Annotated in this window: 19 protein-coding genes and 1 pseudogene; 16 read left to right on the plus strand and 4 right to left on the minus strand. The window is 57.6% G+C overall.

Features of this window, described 5'->3' with window-relative positions; all coding sequences use genetic code 11:
- Nucleotides 1-13 precede the first annotated feature (13 nt).
- Nucleotides 14-355, plus strand: a complete 342-nt coding sequence (locus tag D9K61_RS09920) for a DUF2853 family protein (protein WP_120633092.1) — start codon at nt 14-16, stop codon at nt 353-355.
- 216 nt (nt 356-571) lie between these two features.
- Here D9K61_RS09920 and D9K61_RS09925 read toward each other — a convergent pair whose 3' ends face one another.
- The 4 genes from D9K61_RS09925 to tsaD are packed head-to-tail and all read right to left on the minus strand — an operon-like array spanning nt 572 to nt 3,318.
- Nucleotides 572-994 (minus strand): EVE domain-containing protein, encoded by a 423-nt coding sequence (locus D9K61_RS09925; protein ID WP_120633093.1) that lies wholly within the window; start codon nt 992-994, stop codon nt 572-574.
- Nucleotides 994-1,263 carry a YciI family protein gene (locus tag D9K61_RS09930; protein ID WP_120633094.1) on the minus strand — a complete coding sequence of 90 codons (270 nt, stop codon included), beginning with the start codon at nt 1,261-1,263 and terminating at the stop codon, nt 994-996. Before D9K61_RS09930 ends, D9K61_RS09925 begins: the two co-directional genes overlap by 1 nt.
- A gap of 1 nt (nt 1,264) precedes the next feature.
- A complete protein-coding gene (locus tag D9K61_RS09935) occupies nt 1,265-2,224 on the minus strand; it encodes an NAD(P)H-dependent glycerol-3-phosphate dehydrogenase (RefSeq protein WP_120633095.1) in 960 nt (319 codons plus the stop codon).
- Nucleotides 2,221-3,318, minus strand: coding sequence for a tRNA (adenosine(37)-N6)-threonylcarbamoyltransferase complex transferase subunit TsaD (tsaD, locus tag D9K61_RS09940; protein ID WP_120633120.1), 1,098 nt, complete (start codon nt 3,316-3,318; stop codon nt 2,221-2,223). The genes D9K61_RS09935 and tsaD overlap by 4 nt, the downstream gene beginning before the upstream one ends.
- 98 nt (nt 3,319-3,416) lie before the next feature.
- Between tsaD and D9K61_RS09945 the strand changes: the two genes are divergently transcribed.
- From D9K61_RS09945 to D9K61_RS10015, 15 genes and pseudogenes are all read left to right on the plus strand, one after another.
- Nucleotides 3,417-4,130 (plus strand): uroporphyrinogen-III synthase, encoded by a 714-nt coding sequence (locus tag D9K61_RS09945; RefSeq protein WP_120633096.1) that lies wholly within the window; start codon nt 3,417-3,419, stop codon nt 4,128-4,130.
- Nucleotides 4,131-4,184: 54 nt separating this feature from the next.
- Nucleotides 4,185-5,453: a COG4223 family protein gene (locus D9K61_RS09950; RefSeq protein WP_120633097.1), complete on the plus strand. Its 1,269-nt coding sequence runs from the start codon at nt 4,185-4,187 to the stop codon at nt 5,451-5,453.
- 10 nt (nt 5,454-5,463) lie between these two features.
- Nucleotides 5,464-6,951, plus strand: coding sequence for a heme biosynthesis protein HemY (locus tag D9K61_RS09955; protein WP_120633098.1), 1,488 nt, complete (start codon nt 5,464-5,466; stop codon nt 6,949-6,951).
- 83 nt (nt 6,952-7,034) lie between these two features.
- Nucleotides 7,035-8,144 (plus strand): MHYT domain-containing protein, encoded by a 1,110-nt coding sequence (locus D9K61_RS09960; RefSeq protein WP_120633099.1) that lies wholly within the window; start codon nt 7,035-7,037, stop codon nt 8,142-8,144.
- A 140-nt stretch (nt 8,145-8,284) separates the two neighbouring features.
- Nucleotides 8,285-9,118: a xanthine dehydrogenase family protein subunit M gene (locus tag D9K61_RS09965; RefSeq protein WP_120633100.1), complete on the plus strand. Its 834-nt coding sequence runs from the start codon at nt 8,285-8,287 to the stop codon at nt 9,116-9,118.
- Nucleotides 9,119-9,132: 14 nt separating this feature from the next.
- Nucleotides 9,133-9,627 (plus strand): (2Fe-2S)-binding protein, encoded by a 495-nt coding sequence (locus D9K61_RS09970; RefSeq protein WP_120633101.1) that lies wholly within the window; start codon nt 9,133-9,135, stop codon nt 9,625-9,627.
- Entirely contained in the window at nt 9,624-12,041 is a 2,418-nt protein-coding gene (locus D9K61_RS09975) for an aerobic carbon-monoxide dehydrogenase large subunit (protein ID WP_120633102.1), read from the plus strand. The genes D9K61_RS09970 and D9K61_RS09975 overlap by 4 nt, the downstream gene beginning before the upstream one ends.
- A gap of 105 nt (nt 12,042-12,146) precedes the next feature.
- Nucleotides 12,147-13,013, plus strand: a complete 867-nt coding sequence (locus D9K61_RS09980; protein WP_120633103.1) for a MoxR family ATPase — start codon at nt 12,147-12,149, stop codon at nt 13,011-13,013.
- Complete coding sequence (locus D9K61_RS09985; RefSeq protein WP_120633104.1) at nt 13,013-14,200, plus strand: VWA domain-containing protein; 1,188 nt, start codon at nt 13,013-13,015, stop codon at nt 14,198-14,200. The genes D9K61_RS09980 and D9K61_RS09985 overlap by 1 nt, the downstream gene beginning before the upstream one ends.
- Nucleotides 14,201-14,211: 11 nt before the next feature.
- Nucleotides 14,212-15,024, plus strand: coding sequence for an XdhC family protein (locus D9K61_RS09990; protein ID WP_120633105.1), 813 nt, complete (start codon nt 14,212-14,214; stop codon nt 15,022-15,024).
- Between the two features lie 108 nt (nt 15,025-15,132).
- On the plus strand, nt 15,133-15,585 hold the full coding sequence (locus D9K61_RS09995; protein ID WP_120633106.1) for a CoxG family protein: 453 nt from the start codon (nt 15,133-15,135) through the stop codon (nt 15,583-15,585).
- Nucleotides 15,586-15,847: 262 nt separating this feature from the next.
- Nucleotides 15,848-15,970: pseudogene (locus tag D9K61_RS27490) on the plus strand (polyphosphate kinase 2); the annotation flags it as partial.
- 382 nt (nt 15,971-16,352) lie between these two features.
- Complete coding sequence (locus tag D9K61_RS10005) at nt 16,353-16,568, plus strand: hypothetical protein (RefSeq protein WP_120633107.1); 216 nt, start codon at nt 16,353-16,355, stop codon at nt 16,566-16,568.
- A 177-nt stretch (nt 16,569-16,745) separates the two neighbouring features.
- The gene (locus D9K61_RS10010; RefSeq protein WP_120633108.1) at nt 16,746-17,525 is read left to right on the plus strand and encodes a 2OG-Fe(II) oxygenase; all 780 of its coding nucleotides are present in this window, start codon (nt 16,746-16,748) and stop codon (nt 17,523-17,525) included.
- 163 nt (nt 17,526-17,688) lie between these two features.
- Nucleotides 17,689-18,078, plus strand: a 390-nt coding sequence (locus D9K61_RS10015; RefSeq protein WP_120633109.1) for an IS5 family transposase, incomplete at its 3' end; no start/stop codon positions are given.

The raw sequence follows: 18,078 nt of genomic DNA on the forward strand, positions 1-18,078 counted from the left end.
GGGAGAGTGATTTATGGGTAAACGCGACGAACTGATCGCCAAATATGCCGAAGATTTGAAAAACAAATGTGGCATGACCGCGGATATGGACCTGCTGACCAAGGTCACAATCGGATGTGGCCCGGCCATCTACAATGCAGATGCGGCGACCGTCGCGGCGAGCCAGGAGTCGGAGCTGGAAACCGTCAAGAACAACTTCCTCATCAAAAAACTGGGGCTGTCCGATGGGCCCGAACTTATGGCAGCAATCAAAAAAGCCATGGAAACCTATGGCATGTCAGAGCGCAACAAGTATCGCGCCGTCGTTTACTACATGCTGATCAAGCATTTCGGCAAAGAGTCGGTCTACGGTTAATCCCGTTTCAACCCCAACGAAACACCCGTCGGTCACCGGCGGGTGTTTTGTATTTTAGCTTTAGTTTAAGCACTTGCTGTTTGAACCAAGGCCAGGAAACCGGGTAAGGTCAGGTTGTGACCAGGACGGTCAGAACCAGCATATTCTATACGCGTGTGGTGAGTAGGGAGCACGTGGGGTAGGGAAGGTTCTGCGTCGTCAGGGCCTTCCCTTTTTTCAACCCGCCTGTGTTTGCCCAATTCCGCAGATAATCATCCATTCTGCGTCGCTGACCGGCTGTACGGACAGGCGCGAATTTCTGACCAAAACCATGTCGGACAAACGCTCGTCTGCTTTGATCTGATCCAAGGTTACGGCAGTTGTGAAGGGGCGTATGGCCTTGATGTCCACGCATTCCCAACGCTCATCATCTGTGGTGCTGTCAGGATGGGCTTCGGCGCAGACTTCCACAATCCCGACGATCGCCTTGTCTTTCTGGGAGTGGTAGAAAAACCCCCAATCCCCCACCGCCATTTGACGCATGAAATTGCGCGCCTGATAGTTGCGCACGCCATCCCATTCTTCGCCGACGTCGCCCTTGGCAACTTGCTGATCCCAGCTCCAGGTTGAAGTTTCGGATTTGAAAAGCCAGAACGCCATCAGCCGACCACCTTCTTCCAGGCGATCAATTCGACTGACTCAAACAAGCCAGCCTTGGCGTATGGGTCATTGTCTGCCCAGCGTTGGGCCGCGGTCAGATCATCCACATCCAGAACAATCAGCGAGCCGATCATCGCATCGCCATCCAGCAAGGGACCGGCTTGCGAAACGACACCGGTCTCTTCGATATAGGCCAGATGGGCAGACCTGTTGTCCAATCGGGTTTGCAGGGCGCCGGCCTTGTCGCGGGCGATCAGGGCGATCAGCATGTTATTCCTCCTTGAGCGGGCGATTGAGCAGCGATTGAATCGCCTCGGTCACACTGTAGGCGCCACTGCTGAGTTCCGCCACCGTCGTGCTGATTGGCATATCCAACCCTTCGGCAGCGGCAATGTCGGCAACAGCCTGCGCCGTCGTGACGCCTTCAACCGTTGTCGAAGCATCAAATGTTCGTTGTTGTCCAAGGGACAGGCCATAACGGTAGTTGCGCGATAAATCGGACGAGCAGGTCAACACAAGATCACCCAACCCTGACAATCCCATCAATGTTTCCGGCTGAGCCCCGCGCAGGGCGGCAAAGCGCTGCATTTCGGCAAAGCCACGGGTGATAAGCGCCGCACGGGCGCTGTCGCCAAGGCCCGCGCCAATGCTCGCGCCGCAGCCAATCGCCATCACATTCTTCAGCGCACCACCCAGTTCCGCCCCAATCGTGTCTGTCGTGCGATAAAGGCGTAGGTTGGCGGTGGTGAGTTCTTTTTGCAGGGCCTGTCCCAGTTCGGCCTCGGCGCATGCAAGCGTCAGGGCCGTGGGCAGGCCCCGGGCGATGTCATCAGCAAAGCTTGGGCCGGTCAACAAAGCTGGCCGTGCGTCAGGGATCGTCTGCGCAATGACCGAAACCGGTCCCATCCCCGATGACAGCTCAATCCCCTTGCAACACGCTACCAGCGTTTTGCCCTGCAGCGCAGATGAATGTCGGGTCAGAACCGAGCGTAGCTGCTGCATCGGAACGGCCAGAAGCAGGACATTGTCCTGCGTCACTTGGTCGATATCAGACGTGGTGTTGATGGCGGATGGTAAGGCAACACCGGGAAGACGAGTATTTTCGCGCGTGTCATGCATACGCCTGGATTGATCTGCATCGCGTGACCACAGTTTAACAGGCCCTTTATGGGCCAGAGAGATTGCCAAAGCCGTGCCAAATGCGCCCGCGCCAAGAATTGATACGCTCATGCCTTTGCGCCTTTTTTGCCGCTGCCAAGCATGGCGGGGCTGGACTGATCTAGCGGCCAGCGGGGGCGGGCCATCAGATCCAACCCATCCCTTGCGCCGCTGCGAAACCGCTCTAGGCCCGCAAAGGCAATCATTGCGGCATTATCGGTGCAAAGGGCGAGCGGTGGCGCGGTAAAGCGCGCGTCAAACTCACCGCAAACAGTCTCTAACGCGGCGCGAATGGCTGAATTTGCAGCGACCCCCCCGGCAACCGCGATCACCGGTTCATCCGGGTCTTGTTCAAGATAAAGAGCAATTGCGCGACGGGTTTTTTCGGCCAGAGTCTCGACAACAGCTTGCTGAAAACCAGCGCACAGGTCAGCGCGATCCTGTCGGGTCAGCCCGCCTTTTTCGGTGACAATCTGATCCCGCGTTCGCATCAAAGCGGTTTTGAGGCCGGAAAATGACAAATCGCATCCGGGGCGATCAAGCAACGGGCGCGGAAATCGGAACCGCTTCGGATCGCCCGATTTCGCCTCGGCCTCGACAGAAGGACCACCGGGTTGCGGCAGGCCCAAAAGGCGAGCAGTTTTGTCGAAGGCTTCACCGGGCGCATCGTCAATCGTCCCACCCAGGCGTGTGAAGTCTTCGGGGCTGTGCGCGATCAGGTATTGGCAGTGCCCGCCAGAGACCAGCAACATGAGATAGGGAAAGGCTATCCCGTCGGTCAGACGTGGCGTCAGCGCATGACCAGCCAGATGATTGACGCCGATCAGTGGCAGCCCCGTCGCAGCGCTCAGCCCCTTGGCGCACATCACACCGGAAATGACCCCGCCGATCAGCCCCGGCCCGGCGGTCACCGCTATGGCGTCGATGTCACCGAGGGCCATGCCAGCCTTCTCCAACGCTTGTATCACGCAGACATCCAACTTTTCGGCATGCGCCCGAGCTGCGATTTCCGGAACGACGCCACCATATGCGCTGTGCAATTCGGTCTGACCATGAACGATCGAGGACAGAATCTCGGCCTTTGCGCCCTCGGTTTGGCGCACGATTGCGGCCGCGGTGTCATCGCAGCTGCTTTCCAATCCAAGGACGGTAAGTGTTTGCACCATAGGCCCGATCCGTTGCATCATGATTGCCAAGCGGGGTAACACCCTGCGCGGACGCAAACAATCCTCAAGGCCGAAGGCGCCGCCCATTGTATTTGTTGATGACCCGCCCTCGCGCCGCCTCGGAAAGGTTTGTTGCGCACCTGCCGACCCGCACCAGATCCCGGGTTACGGTCATCCATTCGCCCTTACTAGAGATCAGACCCTTGGCCACTCAGGTGGTGACGCACGGAATGCGGGGCCTGATATTCTCGTCAGCCAATGCTGTGAACGCCGCAGTATCGCTGGGCGTGACCCCCGATCTGCCTGCATATTGCGTTGGGCCTGCGACGACTGACACTGCCAAAAGGGCTGGTTGGCAGGCCCAAATGGCCGGTGGAACAGCCGAGGAATTGGTAGCGGCATTGTTACAAATCAGGCCGAATAGCCCATTGTTGCACCTGCGCGGTGAACATAGTCGGGGAAATGTCGCTGAAAGACTGACTGAGCTGGGTGTAACAACGCTGGAGCAGTCGATCTATCAACAGCGTTTGTTGCCGTTGACCGACCAGGCCCGTGAAGCGGCCGCAGGCGAAAACACTGTTATCGCGCCGATTTTTTCGCCCCGCACCGCGCGACAATTTGCCGACGTTTGGGACGGATCCGCCCCTTTGCTATTGGCTGCCATCAGCGAAGCAACGGCTGAACCCCTTAAAAACTTAGGGTATGAGCGCCTGAGGGTTACCGAAGAGCCGACCCCCAAGAAAATGCGTAAAGCCGTTAAAAAGCTTGTGAAACATGCGATGCGGGTTGAGGGTGGGCCGGGTGCGGATTAACTTGGCACAGTCTTCAGTTTTGGTGATTTTGGATTCGATAAGGGGAATTTGACGGTGGCTGCTAAGAAAAAAACCGATCAGAAGCCGGTGGAAGAGCCAAAATCGGATGATGTGGCCGAGAGTACCAATGCCGAATCCAGCGTGGAACCCGAAGATACAAGCCTTGACTCGGCAGACGTCGAGCAAGAGCTGACTTCCGAAGCCGAAGCCGAAGCCGAAGCCGAAGCCGAAGCCGAAGCCGAAGCCGAAGCCGAAGCCGAAGCCGAAGCCGAAGCCGAAGCCGAAGCCGAAGCCGAAGCCGAAGCCGAAGCCCCGTCCACAGAAGAAAAGCCCGTCGAACGCGTTGTTGAAAAACGCGGCGGGTTTGTTCCCGCGCTGATTGGCGGTGTGGTTGCCGCTGGGATCGGATTTGTGGTGGGAAATGGTGGGGTTTTACCCTCGGGATCTGGCAATTCCGACGCCATCGCGGCGCTTGAGACCAAACTGGCTGATCAATCGGACCAGATTGCAAAGCTTTCAAAAACACTATCGGACGGCCCGGATGTCTCGGGCTTGTCAGACCAGCTCAAAGCGCTTTCTGACAAGCTGACGCCGGTTGAAAGTGATCTGAGCGCGGTGAAGTCCAGTGTGGACAGCTTAAGCGGACAAGTTGGACCCTTGGGTGACAGGCTGTCTGCGCTTGAGAAAAACCCGATTGAAGCAAATGTGTCGCCAGAAGCCACAAAAGCCTTTGAAGCTGAATTGGAAAAGCTGCGCGATTCACTGGCTGCACAACGCAGCGATGTGGAGAAGATGGTCTCAGACGCGCAGGCTCTGGAAGCCAAAGCCTCAGCCCAGGCGCTCGCAGCGACCAATGCTGCCATCCTGTCGCGCTTACATGGTCAATTGGATGCGGGTCAGCCTTACGCTGAGTTGGTGACTGAGCTGAAGGCGGGCGGTGTGGATGTGCCTGATGCATTGTCGACGCCAGCCGAGAAAGGTGTGCAAACGCTCTCGGCGCTGCGTGCCTCTTTTGCCCCGGCGGCGCGGTCTGCACTGTCAGAAGCACGCGACGCGGACAAGGGTACAGGCCTGATTGCCTTCCTGCAGCGTCAGACCGGCGCGCGTTCGGTGACACCGCAGGACGGGGACGGCCCGGATGCAATCCTGTCGCGCGCGCAGGCCGCATTGGCGGATGGAGATCTGTCCAAGGTCCTGAGCGAACTAAAATCCTTGCCCGAAGCGGCGCAGACCGCGATGGCTGATTGGGAGCAGGCAGCCCAGACCCGGGTGTCCGCCGTGGATGCCGCAAATACGCTTGCTTCAAGCCTGAACTCGAATTGAAGGACCTGCCATGCTGTGGTCATTGTTTAAGATCCTTGTCTTTGTAGCGATTATCGGACTGCTGGCCCTTGGGGGTCATTTCCTGATGCAGACCAGCGGCGGCGTGCAAATTACGGTCGCCGGGACCGAGTTCACGCTGGGACCATTGCAGTCGGTTATTGCGCTGGGCCTGCTGGTTTTTGCGGTCTGGCTGTTCTTCAAGCTGCTCAGCTTGCTGATCGCGACGCTTAAGTTCCTCAATGGTGATGAGACAGCCCTGTCACGCTATTTCGATCGCAGCCGTGAACAGCGCGGCTATCAGGCGCTTGCGGACGGGTTGATGGCACTAGCCTCAGGCGAAGGACGCGTTGCCATGACGAAGGCCACCAAGGCCGAAAAACTGCTCAGCAAGCCCGAGTTGACCAATCTGTTGGTGGCGCAAGCGGCTGAAATGACCGGAAACACCGAAAAGGCGTCTGAGACCTACAAGAAACTGGTCACAAACAATGCCACCCGCTTTGTCGGGGTGCGCGGCATCATGAAACAGAAGCTGGCCGAGGGGGATGACGAAACCGCCCGCAAGCTGGCAGAAAAGGCGCTGGCGATCAAACCGCGCCATGAAGAAACGCAGGATGTTTTGCTGAACCTGCAGACTAAAGCGCAGGACTGGGCGGGGGCACGGTCGACTCTGACCTCAAAGCTAAAAGCGGGTTACCTGCCGCGTGACGTGTTCAAGCGCAGGGATGCGGTTCTGGCCCTATCCGAAGCAAAGGACGTTTTGGATGAGACGGCCAGCGTTGAACAGCAGGAATATGCAATCGAGGCCAACCGTCTGTCGCCCGATCTGGTTCCAGCCGCTGCCATGGCAGCGCGGGCCTACATCGAAAAAGGCAAACCGCGCCCGGCCACCAAGATTCTGAAAAAGGCATGGGAGGTTCAACCGCACCCCGATCTGGCGCATGCTTTTGCCGAGATTGCTCCGGATGAATCCCCGCAGGATCGGATCAAACGGTTCACGGCTTTAACGCGGATCCATCCCGAAAACATGGAAACCCGACTGATCCTGGCCGAGTTGAACATCGTGGCCGAGGACTTCCCCGAGGCGCGTCGCGCATTGGGCGACGTTGTCGAAAAACAGGCTGATGCCCGTGGGTACACATTGATGGCCGCGATTGAGCGGGGCGAGGGTTCCGCAGACGCCGTGGTTCAGGGGTGGCTGGCCAAAGCGCTGAACGCGCCGCGGGGGCCACAATGGGTGTGTGACAATTGCCATGACATTCAGGTCGAATGGGGACCTGTCTGCCAGAATTGCCACAGTTTCGATACGCTGAGCTGGCAAACACCCCAATCCCCTGAAATCGCCAGTGCGACCGGGGTTCATATGCTTCCGCTGATTGTTGGCGCGCTTGAAGATCAGCCTGATCCCGTCGAGATTTCAGAGCCTGAACAATCCGACAGCGCCGAGGTGATCGAACTTGATGTGGAACCGGTTGAAAGTCAGGCGGAAAAACAGGCCTGATCTTTCTGTTTCCGCAGGCGATTGTCCCAACCGAATCTGTTTGCTAACGTCAGCCTCGCGTCGGGGAGGGCGCGCAAACCCTAATGCTGGACTATTCGCATAACGCCTGGTTAGTGGCGGCCTCTTTGGCCGTGGCACTTATGGCCGGGTTTACAGGCCTTTACCTGACACATGGCGCGTCCAAACTGGACAACCAGCGCCGCAAATTTATCGTAGCACTTGCAGCCGTTATTCTGGGCGGCGGCATCTGGTCGATGCATTTTGTGGCGATGCTGGGTCTGCAATTGCCCATCCTGTTCTATTACGATGCCCTAATCACTCTGATTTCGGCGCTTGTTGCGATCCTTATGGTGGGCTTGGCGTTGCTGTTGCTGCATTTCCGTCCGCGAACCATGCACACGATCGTCGGGGCGGGGGTGATTGTGGGACTGGGCATTGTGGTGATGCACTATGTCGGTATGGCAGGGATGGAGCTGTGCCGCCCGGTTTACAATGCGCTGGACGTGGTGATTGCGACCGTGGCATCGGTCGTGCTGTCGGTGCTTGCGATCTGGGTCGCCTACGACAACCGGACCCAACGCAACATCCTGCTGGGGACGGTGTGTTTCGGCCTGGCCGTATTCACCATGCATTTCGTCGCAACCGGGCTGACCGATTTTGTCGCCAGCGAAAACGCAGGGGGTGCTGGACCGGCCCTAAACAATCAAGTGCTGGCCATGGGCGTCACCGTTTCCGTGTTCCTGATCTGCGGGGCTTTTCTTCTGACCGGGATTACCTTCATCGGGCCCGAGGCTGGGGGCGCACCCGCGCCCAGCGCCTTGGACTCTGTTCCCGATCCCGAGCCGCAGGCCACTCTTCCCCGCGCGGGCATTCCGTTCGAACGCGAGGGCCAGACGTTCTTCGCCGAGCCGGGAAAGATCGCAGCTATCCGGGCCGAAGGACATTACACCATTCTATACATGGGCGCAGAAAAACTGTTTTGCCCATGGTCGATCACCGAAGCCGGTACGCGCCTGCAACCCGATGGTTTTCTCAGGACGCATCGCAGCTATTTGGTGAACCCAAAACACGTGTCCAGTTTTGAGCGGCACAAGGACAACGGGACCTGTTACTTCGATGGTACCGACGCATTGACCAAGGTTCCTGTCAGCCGCTCTCGCCTGACGGATATCCGCGACGCGCTGGGGTTGTGATCGTCGTTCGTGCAGCTCATTCGCATTTCGTGAAACAGACGGCGCGCTCCGTTCCCGCTTGCTGGCGAGGCTAGGGCCACAGCCGCTTTTCTTGTCCCAGGTCCCCCAAGGCATGAAGTCCGGACCCAGGGAGGAAAACTATGATACCAGCCGGTTTCGAGTATCACCGGCCAGGCAATATCGCCTCGGCCATCAGCATTTTGCAGGAACATGGAGATGAGGCGCGCGTGATCGCGGGCGGGCACAGCCTGATCCCGATGATGAAGCTGCGCATGGCCGAGATGGGCCATCTTGTCGACCTGCAAGCGATTGATGAACTGAAGGGCATCAATGTTGGTGCTGACACAGTCACTATTGGCGCGATGGTCACGCAGCACGAGCTGATCACCCATGACGGTCTGGGATCGGCCATTCCCTTGATCCGCGAGGCCGCATTGCAGATCGCAGATCCTCAGGTGCGCTATGTCGGGACCATTGGTGGCAACGTCGCCAACGGCGATCCGGGCAATGACATGCCGGGGCTTATGCAATGCCTGAACGCGACCTTTGAATTGTCGGGCCCCGATGGCAACCGCAGCGTGGCTGCACGAGAGTTTTATGAGGCGGCATACTTCACGGCACGTGAAGACGAAGAAATCCTGACCCGCATCTCGATCCCGGTGCCTGGTGCAGGTGTTGGTCAGGCTTATGAAAAGCAAAAACGCAAGATCGGGGATTATGCAACTGCCGCAGCGGCGGTGATGGTTGGAGATGGGCACGCCTCGGTTGCGATGACCAATCTGGCTGACACACCGGTTTGGTCCGAAAGCGCCAGCAGCGCCTTGGCGGATGGCGATGTCGACGGCTGCGTGGCGGCTATGCTGGACGCCATTGACCCTGTGGCCGACAACCGCGGCCCCGTCGAGTTCAAGAAACATGTGGCCGCCGTGATGCTGCGCCGCGCCATCGCTCGCGCTCAAAGCCGCGCGAGCTGAGGGGAGGATCAACGATGTCAAAAATGCACGTAAAACTCAGCGTGAACGGCAAAGAGGTCGAAGGCCTGGCTGAGCCGCGCACATTGCTTATTCACTTCCTACGGGAAGATCTGAAAATCACGGGCCCTCATATCGGCTGTGAAACCAGCCACTGCGGCGCTTGCACCGTCGATATCGATGGCAAGTCGGTCAAATCCTGCACCACCTTTGTGGCGCAGGTGAACGGGGCCGATATCACCACCGTCGAAGGGTTGACCAATGACGATGGCAGCCTTGGCGTGCTGCAAGAGATGTTCCGCGAGCATCATGGGCTGCAATGCGGGTTCTGCACTCCGGGAATGATCACCCGTGCGCACCGTCTGCTGCAGGAAAATCCGACCCCATCCGAAGAAGATATTCGCTTTGGCATGGCCGGCAATCTGTGCCGCTGCACCGGATACCAGAATATCGTCAAGGCGATCTCGGCCTCGGCCGACATGCTGAACGCACAAAAGGAGGCTGCGGAATGAACGACCAGACCCTGACCCCCGAAGAACGCGCCGCCAACCTGAAGGGTATGGGAAGCTCGCGCAAACGCGTCGAGGATGTGCGGTTTACCCAAGGCAAGGGCAACTATGTCGACGACATCAAGCTGGACGGGATGCTGTTCGGCGACTTTGTCCGCTCCCCCTATGCCCATGCGCGCGTCAAAAACGTGAAAAAAGAGGCCGCGCTTGCGCTACCCGGTGTGATCGCTGTTCTGACTGCCGAAGACCTGTCGCCGCTGGGTCTGCACTGGATGCCGACGCTGGCCGGTGACAAGCAGATGGTGCTGGCCGACGGCAAGGTCCTGTTTCAGGGCCAGGAGGTCGCCTATGTTGTTGCCGAAGATCGTTACATCGCGGCGGATGCCGTGGAACTGGTCGAGGTCGACTATGAAGAACTGCCGGTTCTGACCGACCCGTTCGAAGCACTGAAATCCGATGTTGTCCTGCGCGAAGACCTGGATGGCCAGACCGAGGGCGCGCACGGACCGCGTAAGCATCACAACCATATCTTCACCTGGGAACAGGGCGATAAGGATGCAACTGAGGCCATTTTGGCTGAGGCCGACGTCGTGGCCGAAGAGATGGTCTATTATCACCGCACCCATCCTTGCCCGCTGGAAACCTGCGGCTGTGTCGCAAGCATGGACAAGGTGACCGGCAAGCTGACGCTGTATGGAACCTTTCAGGCCCCGCATGCGATCCGGACCGTTGTGTCGCTGATCTCGGGCATTGCAGAGCACAACATTCGTGTGATTAGCCCCGATATCGGTGGCGGGTTCGGCAACAAAGTCGGCGCCTATGCAGGATATGTCTGCTCGGTTGTGGCCTCGATCGTTACCGGCCAGCCGGTGAAGTGGGTCGAGGACCGGATGGAGAATCTGATGTCCACCGCCTTTGCCCGCGACTACTGGATGCAGGGCAAGATCGCCGCCACCAAGGATGGCAAGATCACTGGCCTGTGGTGTCACACGACGGCGGATCACGGCGGGTTTGACGCTTGTGCCGACCCGACCAAGTTCCCGGCCGGGTTCATGAATATCTGCACCGGGTCATATGACATCCCGACCGCTTATCTGGCTGTGGACGGTGTCTATACCAACAAGGCACCGGGCGGCGTGGCCTATCGTTGCTCGTTCCGGGTGACCGAGGCGGCCTATTTCATCGAACGGATGATCGAGGTTCTGGCCATCAAGCTGAACATGGACGCGGCCGAGCTGCGCCGGATCAACTTCATCAGGGCGGATCAGTTTCCCTATCAATCGGCGCTGGGCTGGGAGTATGACTCGGGCGATTATCATACCGCTTGGGACAAGGCATTGAAAGCTGTCGACTACGAAGGTCTGCGGGTTGAACAGGCGCAACGGATCGAGGATTTCAAGGCCGGAAAAACCCGCAAGCTGCTGGGGATCGGTCTGACGCATTTCACCGAAATCGTCGGGGCCGGGCCGGTGAAGAACTGCGACATCCTCGGGTTGGGTATGTTTGACAGCTGCGAAATCCGCATTCATCCGACCGGCTCTGCCATCGCGCGGCTGGGGACGATCAGCCAGGGTCAGGGTCATGCCACGACTTTTGCCCAGATCATCGCCAGCGAGATCGGCCTGCCTGCCGATGACATTACGCTGGAAGAGGGCGACACCGATACCGCGCCTTACGGGCTTGGGACTTATGGGTCACGGTCCACTCCGGTGGCCGGTGCGGCGACAGCGATGGCCGCGCGTAAGATCCGCGCCAAGGCGCAGATGATCGCGGCGTACTTGTTGGAGGTCCACGACAACGACGTTGAGTGGGATGTGGATCGCTTTGCTGTCAAAGGCGCGCCCGAGCGGTTCAAGACGATGAAGGAAATCGCCTTTGCCGCCTACAATCAGGCTATTCCCGGTTTGGAGCCCGGTCTGGAGGCGGTCAGCTATTACGACCCACCGAACATGACCTATCCGTTTGGTGCTTATATCTGTGTCATGGAGATCGACGTGGATACCGGCGAATGGGACGTCCGCCAGTTCTATGCGCTGGATGATTGCGGCACTCGGATCAACCCGATGATCATCGAAGGGCAGGTCCACGGTGGCGTGACCGAGGCGCTGGCCATCGCGATGGGTCAGGAGATTGCCTATGACGAGATGGGCAACGTCAAGACAGCAACGCTGATGGATTTCTTCATTCCAACTGCGTGGGAGACGCCGAACTATACCACCGATCACACGGTCACACCGTCTCCGCATCATCCGATTGGGGCGAAGGGCGTGGGGGAAAGCCCGAATGTGGGCGGGGTGCCGGCGTTTTCAAATGCGGTGCATGATGCATTCCGGCCTTTTGGCCTTATTCAGAGCCACATGCCGCATGATCACTGGCGGATCTGGAAGATCGCGAATGGGCTGGGGATGCACGGTTAATCGGTTTCGAATCGGCTGTTGTTGGTTCGACCGAACGGAGGGGGTTCTACCCCCTTCGAACCTTCCCCGGGATATTTTTGGCCAGATGAAGATAGGATCCTGGTTTTGACTTTGAGTGACGTGCAGAACGGGTTGGCCGCGCAGGGCTATGTCGCCGATGATCGGTTGGCGATGGCGTTGCATCTGGCGCAGGAACTGGGGCGCCCGCTGTTGCTGGAAGGCCCGGCGGGTGTCGGAAAGACCGAGGTTGCCAAAGCGGTGGCGGCCTGGCGGGACACCCGCCTGATCCGGCTGCAATGTTATGAGGGGCTGGATGCCAGCCACGCCATCTATGAATGGAACTATCAGCGTCAGCTTTTGGCCATTCGCGCCAGCGAAGCGCAGGGCGGAACCAGCGAGACGCAGCTGTTTACAGATGACTACCTGCTGAAACGGCCCTTGTTAGAGGCTATATCCGCCGAGATTCCACCTGTTTTGCTGATCGATGAGATTGATAGGGCAGACGAAGAGTTCGAGGCGTACCTGTTGGAGGTTCTGTCCGATTTTCAGATCACGATTCCTGAACTGGGAACGATCACAGCACGCGTGCGACCGATTGTGATCCTGACTGCGAACGGTACGCGTGACCTTTCGGATGCGCTGCGGCGACGGTGTCTTTACAGCTTCCTCGATTACCCGTCACAGGAAACTGAATTGGCGATCCTGCAAGCCCGAATGCCCGATGTCGAGGCAACACTGGCGCATCAGATTGTTGGCGTTGTGCAGGCGTTAAGAAAGGAGGATCTGGAGAAAACACCAGGCATTGCCGAGATGCTGGATTGGGCAGCCGCCCTGTCAGGATTGGGGGTCAATGACCTTGCCCAATCACGCGATGAGGTACAGGTGACCCTCGTTTGTCTTCTCAAAACCGCTGCAGATTACAACGCTGCCCCTTCTGAAGTAATGGACCGCCTGATCGGAAAGGTGGCGTAATGCAGGTCACCCGATTTCCCTCTCGTGCGCAGGGGCTTGCGGATCGCATGTCCGGCTTCATTGCGCATTTGCGCATGAATGGTCTGCGCGTTGGGCCAAAGGAAACCGGGGACGCGCTTGCGGCGCTGTCTGCGATTGACGCAACCGATGCAGTGCAGGCCCGGCAGGCGCTTTGTGTTTTGCTGGCCGGTGATGCCGAAGACTGGCGCCGTTTTGACGCGTTGTTTGACGCCTATTGGTTCAATGCAGGCAAGCAGCGCACGGGCATAGCACAGACGACGCACGTGCGCGTGCAATCGGCGAAACCCATGATCTGGCAAACACAGGATCAAGAAACTAAGGACACTCAATCTGGAATAGATCAGGCTACCACTCCTGATCCGGGCGACGGGGAGGCCGAAGGGATGGGCGGGAAGCTGATTGCGACCCGTACGGCCAATCTGTCGCGTCGGGATTTGCGCGAAGTCATGGATGAAGAGGCTCTAAAGCAGGCGGAAGCTGCGGCTTTGACCCTTGCGCGCGCCATTCGGGATCGCCGGTCGCGCAGGCGCAAACAGTCTCGTAGAGGATCAGCGCTGGATATGCGTCGGATCCAGCGTGCCAGCCTTGCACGGGGTGGCGAACCAATGGATCTGTTTCGCAAAGCTCGACCACCGCGCCCGATGCGGATTGTGGCGCTGTGCGATGTGAGCGGGTCGATGACGGTTTATTCTCGGGTCTTTCTCGCCTTCCTCAAGGGGCTGATCGGAAGCGGAACCGAGGCCGACACCTATCTGTTCCATACGAGATTGATGCGCGTTACCGATGCGTTGCGCGACCACGACACCCTGCGCGCGGCTGGGCGGTTATCGCTGATGGCTGAGGGGTTTGGCGGAGGCACCGACATCTCTGGCAGCCTCGAGAGCTTTCTGAGCGGGTACGGCGCGCGCGCGCTGAACGGGCGCACGATCGTTCTGATCCTGTCGGACGGGTACTGCAGTTCGGATCCACAAGCGCTGGGCGATGTGCTGGCGCGCATTCGGCGCAAGGCCCGGCGCATCGTGTGGCTGAACCCGTTGAAAGGATGGCAAGACTATCAACCTATCGCCGCTGCAATGCAGGCGGCTGAACCGTATCTGGATGCGCATCTGCCCGCCAACACGTTGGAGGCACTGGCGGCATTGGAGCCGCAGTTCCGAAAGCTGTGACAGGAGCCCATATGGCAAATTTCGACATATTCGACACGATAGAGCGGCTGCGGCAGACCGGAGAGGCGTTCTGTGTGGCCACGGTATTGCGTACGGCCGATGCGACCTCGGCCAAGGCCGGAGGAAAGGCGGCGATCACGCGAGATGGTCAAATCCTGGGCCATTTGGGCGGCGCCTGCGTACAACGCGCGGTTCGATCTTCGGCACATGAGGCATTGGCCAGTGGGGCGCCACAGATGATCCGAGTCAAACCTTCGAAAAAGGTGGTGAACATGACAGACCCCGATGGCGTGCAGACATTCAAAAGCGGGTGTCCCTCGGGCGGCACGGTTGATCTGCTGGTGGAACCTTATCAGCACGCGCCGCGTTTGGTGATCTTTGGTGACTCGCTTATCGCGACCGCATTGGCCGCGCATGGCGCATTGGCCGGATTCCGGGTTTGCCTCTCCGAACGTGCAGAAATGAACGGTGCATACACCCGTTTTGAGTTAGATAGGACGGCTGATTTGGGCATAGAAGCAAGGGACTTTGTGGTTGTTGCGTCCCAAGGCCACGGGGACAGCGACGCCCTTGAAGCCGCGTTGGAAACGGAAGCCGCGCGTGTTTCTATGGTGGCCAGTCGGCGCAAGGCTGATACGTTGACCGCAAAACTGATCGCGCAGGGAATGGATCCGCTGCGGGTTGCGCGGCTCAAGTCCCCGGCGGGGCTGGATATTCATGCGATCGATCCGCACGAGATCGCTTTGTCGATCCTCGCCGAGATCGTGATGTGGCGGAACAGTGACAAATCCACGGAGCGGTCCCATGATGAGAAACTTGCATAGGCTCCTTCGGGTGTTCTGGCCTGTAAAACCCGAAACAACCGCCGAAGAAGCGGCGGAAACCGCACTTCTTGTTTTTCCAAGATGTTGCTGAACAAAGGAATGACATGAATGGAATTGAGTGACGAAATTCGCATCTCGGCACCGCGTGACGTGGTTTACCAGGCACTGAATGACCCAGACATCCTGCGTGAATGCATTCCGGGTTGTGAAGAGCTAATCCAAAACTCGCCAGAAGACCTGGAGGCTAAGGTGGTTTTGAAAATTGGTCCGGTGAAAGCGCGGTTTGCAGGCGAGGTGACGCTGGATACCTCAAACGCACCGGATGGATTTTCCCTGAGCGGAGAAGGTAAAGGTGGTGCTGCCGGGTTTGCCAAGGGCGGCGCCGAAGTAACGCTTACGGAAGATGGTGCCGAGACGGTTCTGGCTTACACCGCTAACGTGAGTATCGGCGGCAAGATCGCGCAATTGGGCAGCCGGTTGATTGCGGGAACTGCCAAGAAACTGTCTGGGAAATTCTTCACGCGGTTCGGGGAAATCGTCTCAGAGCAGTCTGCATCTTGAAGTGCGAGATCCACGGGCGCGGATCACGCCCCTGCTCTGTCAACCACCAGCATCTCATGGAAATGGCCATTCATAGCTGAGTTATTTTTCGACGTTCTATCGGTCCAGGCGAGGATGTGGCCTATAGTCAATGTCCGCTTTTCTGGTGCGGACCTAGATCGTGATCCGGGCACGATGCTTCACTGCGTTGTGAAACACCCTCAAAGAGCGTGCCACGACGCTTCTTGGTCGTTTCACTATGCCCACTCGGTTCAACTCGCTTTACCCCTACAAAGACGATAACATCGTGAGAGAACCAGACCCGCTGATTGTCGGGCAAGCACACCACGTAATTCATCGATCCCAGCACATTCTGAGCGACTCTTTACACCCTGGTGCACGCTGAAGGATGGGGGGAAAGCGGGCGCGCCAACAACCAGCGCGCCCTATCCTTGGGGAGGAAAATGATAGTCTACACTTCGAAATACGTTGAAGCGAACTCACTTGAATACACTCAGTATTCCCGAATTTCGCAGTCTGGTCAGTGATGATTGTCACACTTCGCAAACCTTCTTGGATTCAACCACCAGCCCATGATATCCAGACCTCTTTTTCTTGAGGAGACCTGACATGGGCGGCTATTCAGCACACGAAACCCTGCAGGTTGCGAGTGTTCTAATGGATTACTACGGTTCTCACGTCTGCGAACACTCGTGGGTCGGGGCAAATCCCGAAGAGTTGATTTGAAACCTATCTTCCAACAGAGTGCAAAGTGCAGGAGGATCACTATGCAAAAGCCGGAAAGTTTCGAAAAGTTCTATTTTGCCAAGGTTGGCATGGGCGAAGCTTGTGGTTGCGCCGAGCGGATTATCGACGTCTTCGAATTCAACCGTAAGGGCGGCGTACCGTCGAAGCAGACGATAAAGCAAGACAAACGCAAACGACGATCCTTTCGCTCATGGGCCGTCAAATATGGTTTGCTCAGCCGAAAGCGTGGGGTTTGATGCGGACCATCAACGGAATGTATTGGCTTACATCATAACGCCATTGATTGGCTCATTGAGCATCAGTTGAGAGATAACTCCTTAGGGGCTGTCATGGATGATGAGACACCAAAAAACGATGTACTGGGTAATTTTGCAGACCGCTAAATTTTTGCCACGCAAACTCAGGAGAGACCTATGGAATTGCGCGACATTATCGACTTGAACACCTTTCCAATTGACGACGCGGATTTTCGGGCAGCCTGTAAGAAAGAGTTCGACGATACGGGTGTTTTGCTGATGCCTGGCTTTGTTCAAAAGGACGCAATCGACGCGGTCCGGGATGAAGGCCTTGCCAATAAGGACAAAGTCTTCAAGTCAACGAAGCAACACAATGTCTATCTGACTCCCAAGGATGAAAGTTTCCCCGATGATCACGCGCGCAACCGGCTTGTGACCTCATCCAAGGGATGCATCACCGACGACCTGATGCCGCAGAATTCGGCCCTTCGCACGCTCTACAACGCTCCGGTTTTTCGTAGCTTTTTGTGCGACGTGCTAGGCGAAGAGGCAATGCACGAATATGCCGACCCGCTGTCCTCTATCAACCTGCACTTTGCCGAGAGGGGAGAGGAGCTTGGTTGGCATTTCGACAATTCTTCTTTTGCGATCACGCTGATGGTGCAAGCGCCGGAAAAGGGTGGAAAATTCGAGTACGTTAATGCTGTTCGCGATGCCGACGCAGGCGAAATGGGATTTGAGAAGGTTGATGAAATTCTGGAAGGAAAAATACCAGTAGACTCCGTCTCTGTTAGAGCCGGAACACTGGTGTTCTTCCGTGGTCGCAATTCGATGCATCGGGTGGCACCGAACGAAGGCAACCTGACGCGGATTCTGGCCGTGCTGGCCTATAATGCAGAGCCTGGTATCGAGCTTTCTGAGGCTGCCCGGATGACGTTTTATGGGCGGCTGAACTGAGAATGTAATGATCCGAACATCACGCCCCCCAAAGCAGAGTCGTTGTGACAACTATTCAAGACGACTAAGCATTCTTCACTAAAACCACACCAGGGCCATTGGCTTTGTTGCACAAATGGGGCGAGGGATTCCCTGTTTGAATCCAGTGGGGTAGCAACGGTGCATGAGCAGTTGGTCCCCTACGAAGTACAAGACCAGGAACTGGCCTTCGTACAACACAGCGTTGAAGCAGCGCGGTTCGCTATCGATCTGGCTTGATCCTGAGATGGAATGGTACGCTTCGTCGACCGGCAAGCGCGGTCGTCAGCGCGAGTTTAGCGACGCGGCAATCCAGGTTTGCCTCACGATGAAGGTGCTATTCGGCATGCCCCTTCGCCAGACGACCGGGTTCGTCGAAAGTTTGTTGCGGCTGGCAGGCCTTGACTGGAAAGTGCCAGACTTCAGCACTCTTTGCCGCCGCCAGAAGACGATGAGCGTCGCTATCCCCTATCGCGGAGGGACGGGTCCTTTGCACCTGCTGATCGACGCGACCGGGATCAAAGCGGAGGGTGAA

The organism is Ruegeria sp. EL01, assembly GCF_900313035.1.
Lineage (GTDB): Bacteria > Pseudomonadota > Alphaproteobacteria > Rhodobacterales > Rhodobacteraceae > Ruegeria.

Bases quoted from the DNA above. Each gene is read 5' to 3' on its own strand.
- tsaD (WP_120633120.1), bottom strand. From the start codon at position 3,318: ATGGTGCAAACACTTACCGTCCTTGGATTGGAAAGCAGCTGCGATGAC.
- D9K61_RS09955 (WP_120633098.1), top strand. From the start codon at position 5,464: ATGCTGTGGTCATTGTTTAAGATCCTTGTCTTTGTAGCGATTATCGGA.
- D9K61_RS09970 (WP_120633101.1), top strand. From the start codon at position 9,133: ATGTCAAAAATGCACGTAAAACTCAGCGTGAACGGCAAAGAGGTCGAA.
- D9K61_RS09945 (WP_120633096.1), top strand. From the start codon at position 3,417: ATGACCCGCCCTCGCGCCGCCTCGGAAAGGTTTGTTGCGCACCTGCCG.
- D9K61_RS09925 (WP_120633093.1), bottom strand. From the start codon at position 994: ATGGCGTTCTGGCTTTTCAAATCCGAAACTTCAACCTGGAGCTGGGAT.
- D9K61_RS09935 (WP_120633095.1), bottom strand. From the start codon at position 2,224: ATGAGCGTATCAATTCTTGGCGCGGGCGCATTTGGCACGGCTTTGGCA.
- D9K61_RS10010 (WP_120633108.1), top strand. From the start codon at position 16,746: ATGGAATTGCGCGACATTATCGACTTGAACACCTTTCCAATTGACGAC.
- D9K61_RS09930 (WP_120633094.1), bottom strand. From the start codon at position 1,263: ATGCTGATCGCCCTGATCGCCCGCGACAAGGCCGGCGCCCTGCAAACC.
- D9K61_RS09965 (WP_120633100.1), top strand. From the start codon at position 8,285: ATGATACCAGCCGGTTTCGAGTATCACCGGCCAGGCAATATCGCCTCG.
- D9K61_RS09990 (WP_120633105.1), top strand. From the start codon at position 14,212: ATGGCAAATTTCGACATATTCGACACGATAGAGCGGCTGCGGCAGACC.
- D9K61_RS09920 (WP_120633092.1), top strand. From the start codon at position 14: ATGGGTAAACGCGACGAACTGATCGCCAAATATGCCGAAGATTTGAAA.
- D9K61_RS09960 (WP_120633099.1), top strand. From the start codon at position 7,035: ATGCTGGACTATTCGCATAACGCCTGGTTAGTGGCGGCCTCTTTGGCC.
- D9K61_RS09985 (WP_120633104.1), top strand. From the start codon at position 13,013: ATGCAGGTCACCCGATTTCCCTCTCGTGCGCAGGGGCTTGCGGATCGC.
- D9K61_RS10005 (WP_120633107.1), top strand. From the start codon at position 16,353: ATGCAAAAGCCGGAAAGTTTCGAAAAGTTCTATTTTGCCAAGGTTGGC.
- D9K61_RS09975 (WP_120633102.1), top strand. From the start codon at position 9,624: ATGAACGACCAGACCCTGACCCCCGAAGAACGCGCCGCCAACCTGAAG.
- D9K61_RS09995 (WP_120633106.1), top strand. From the start codon at position 15,133: ATGGAATTGAGTGACGAAATTCGCATCTCGGCACCGCGTGACGTGGTT.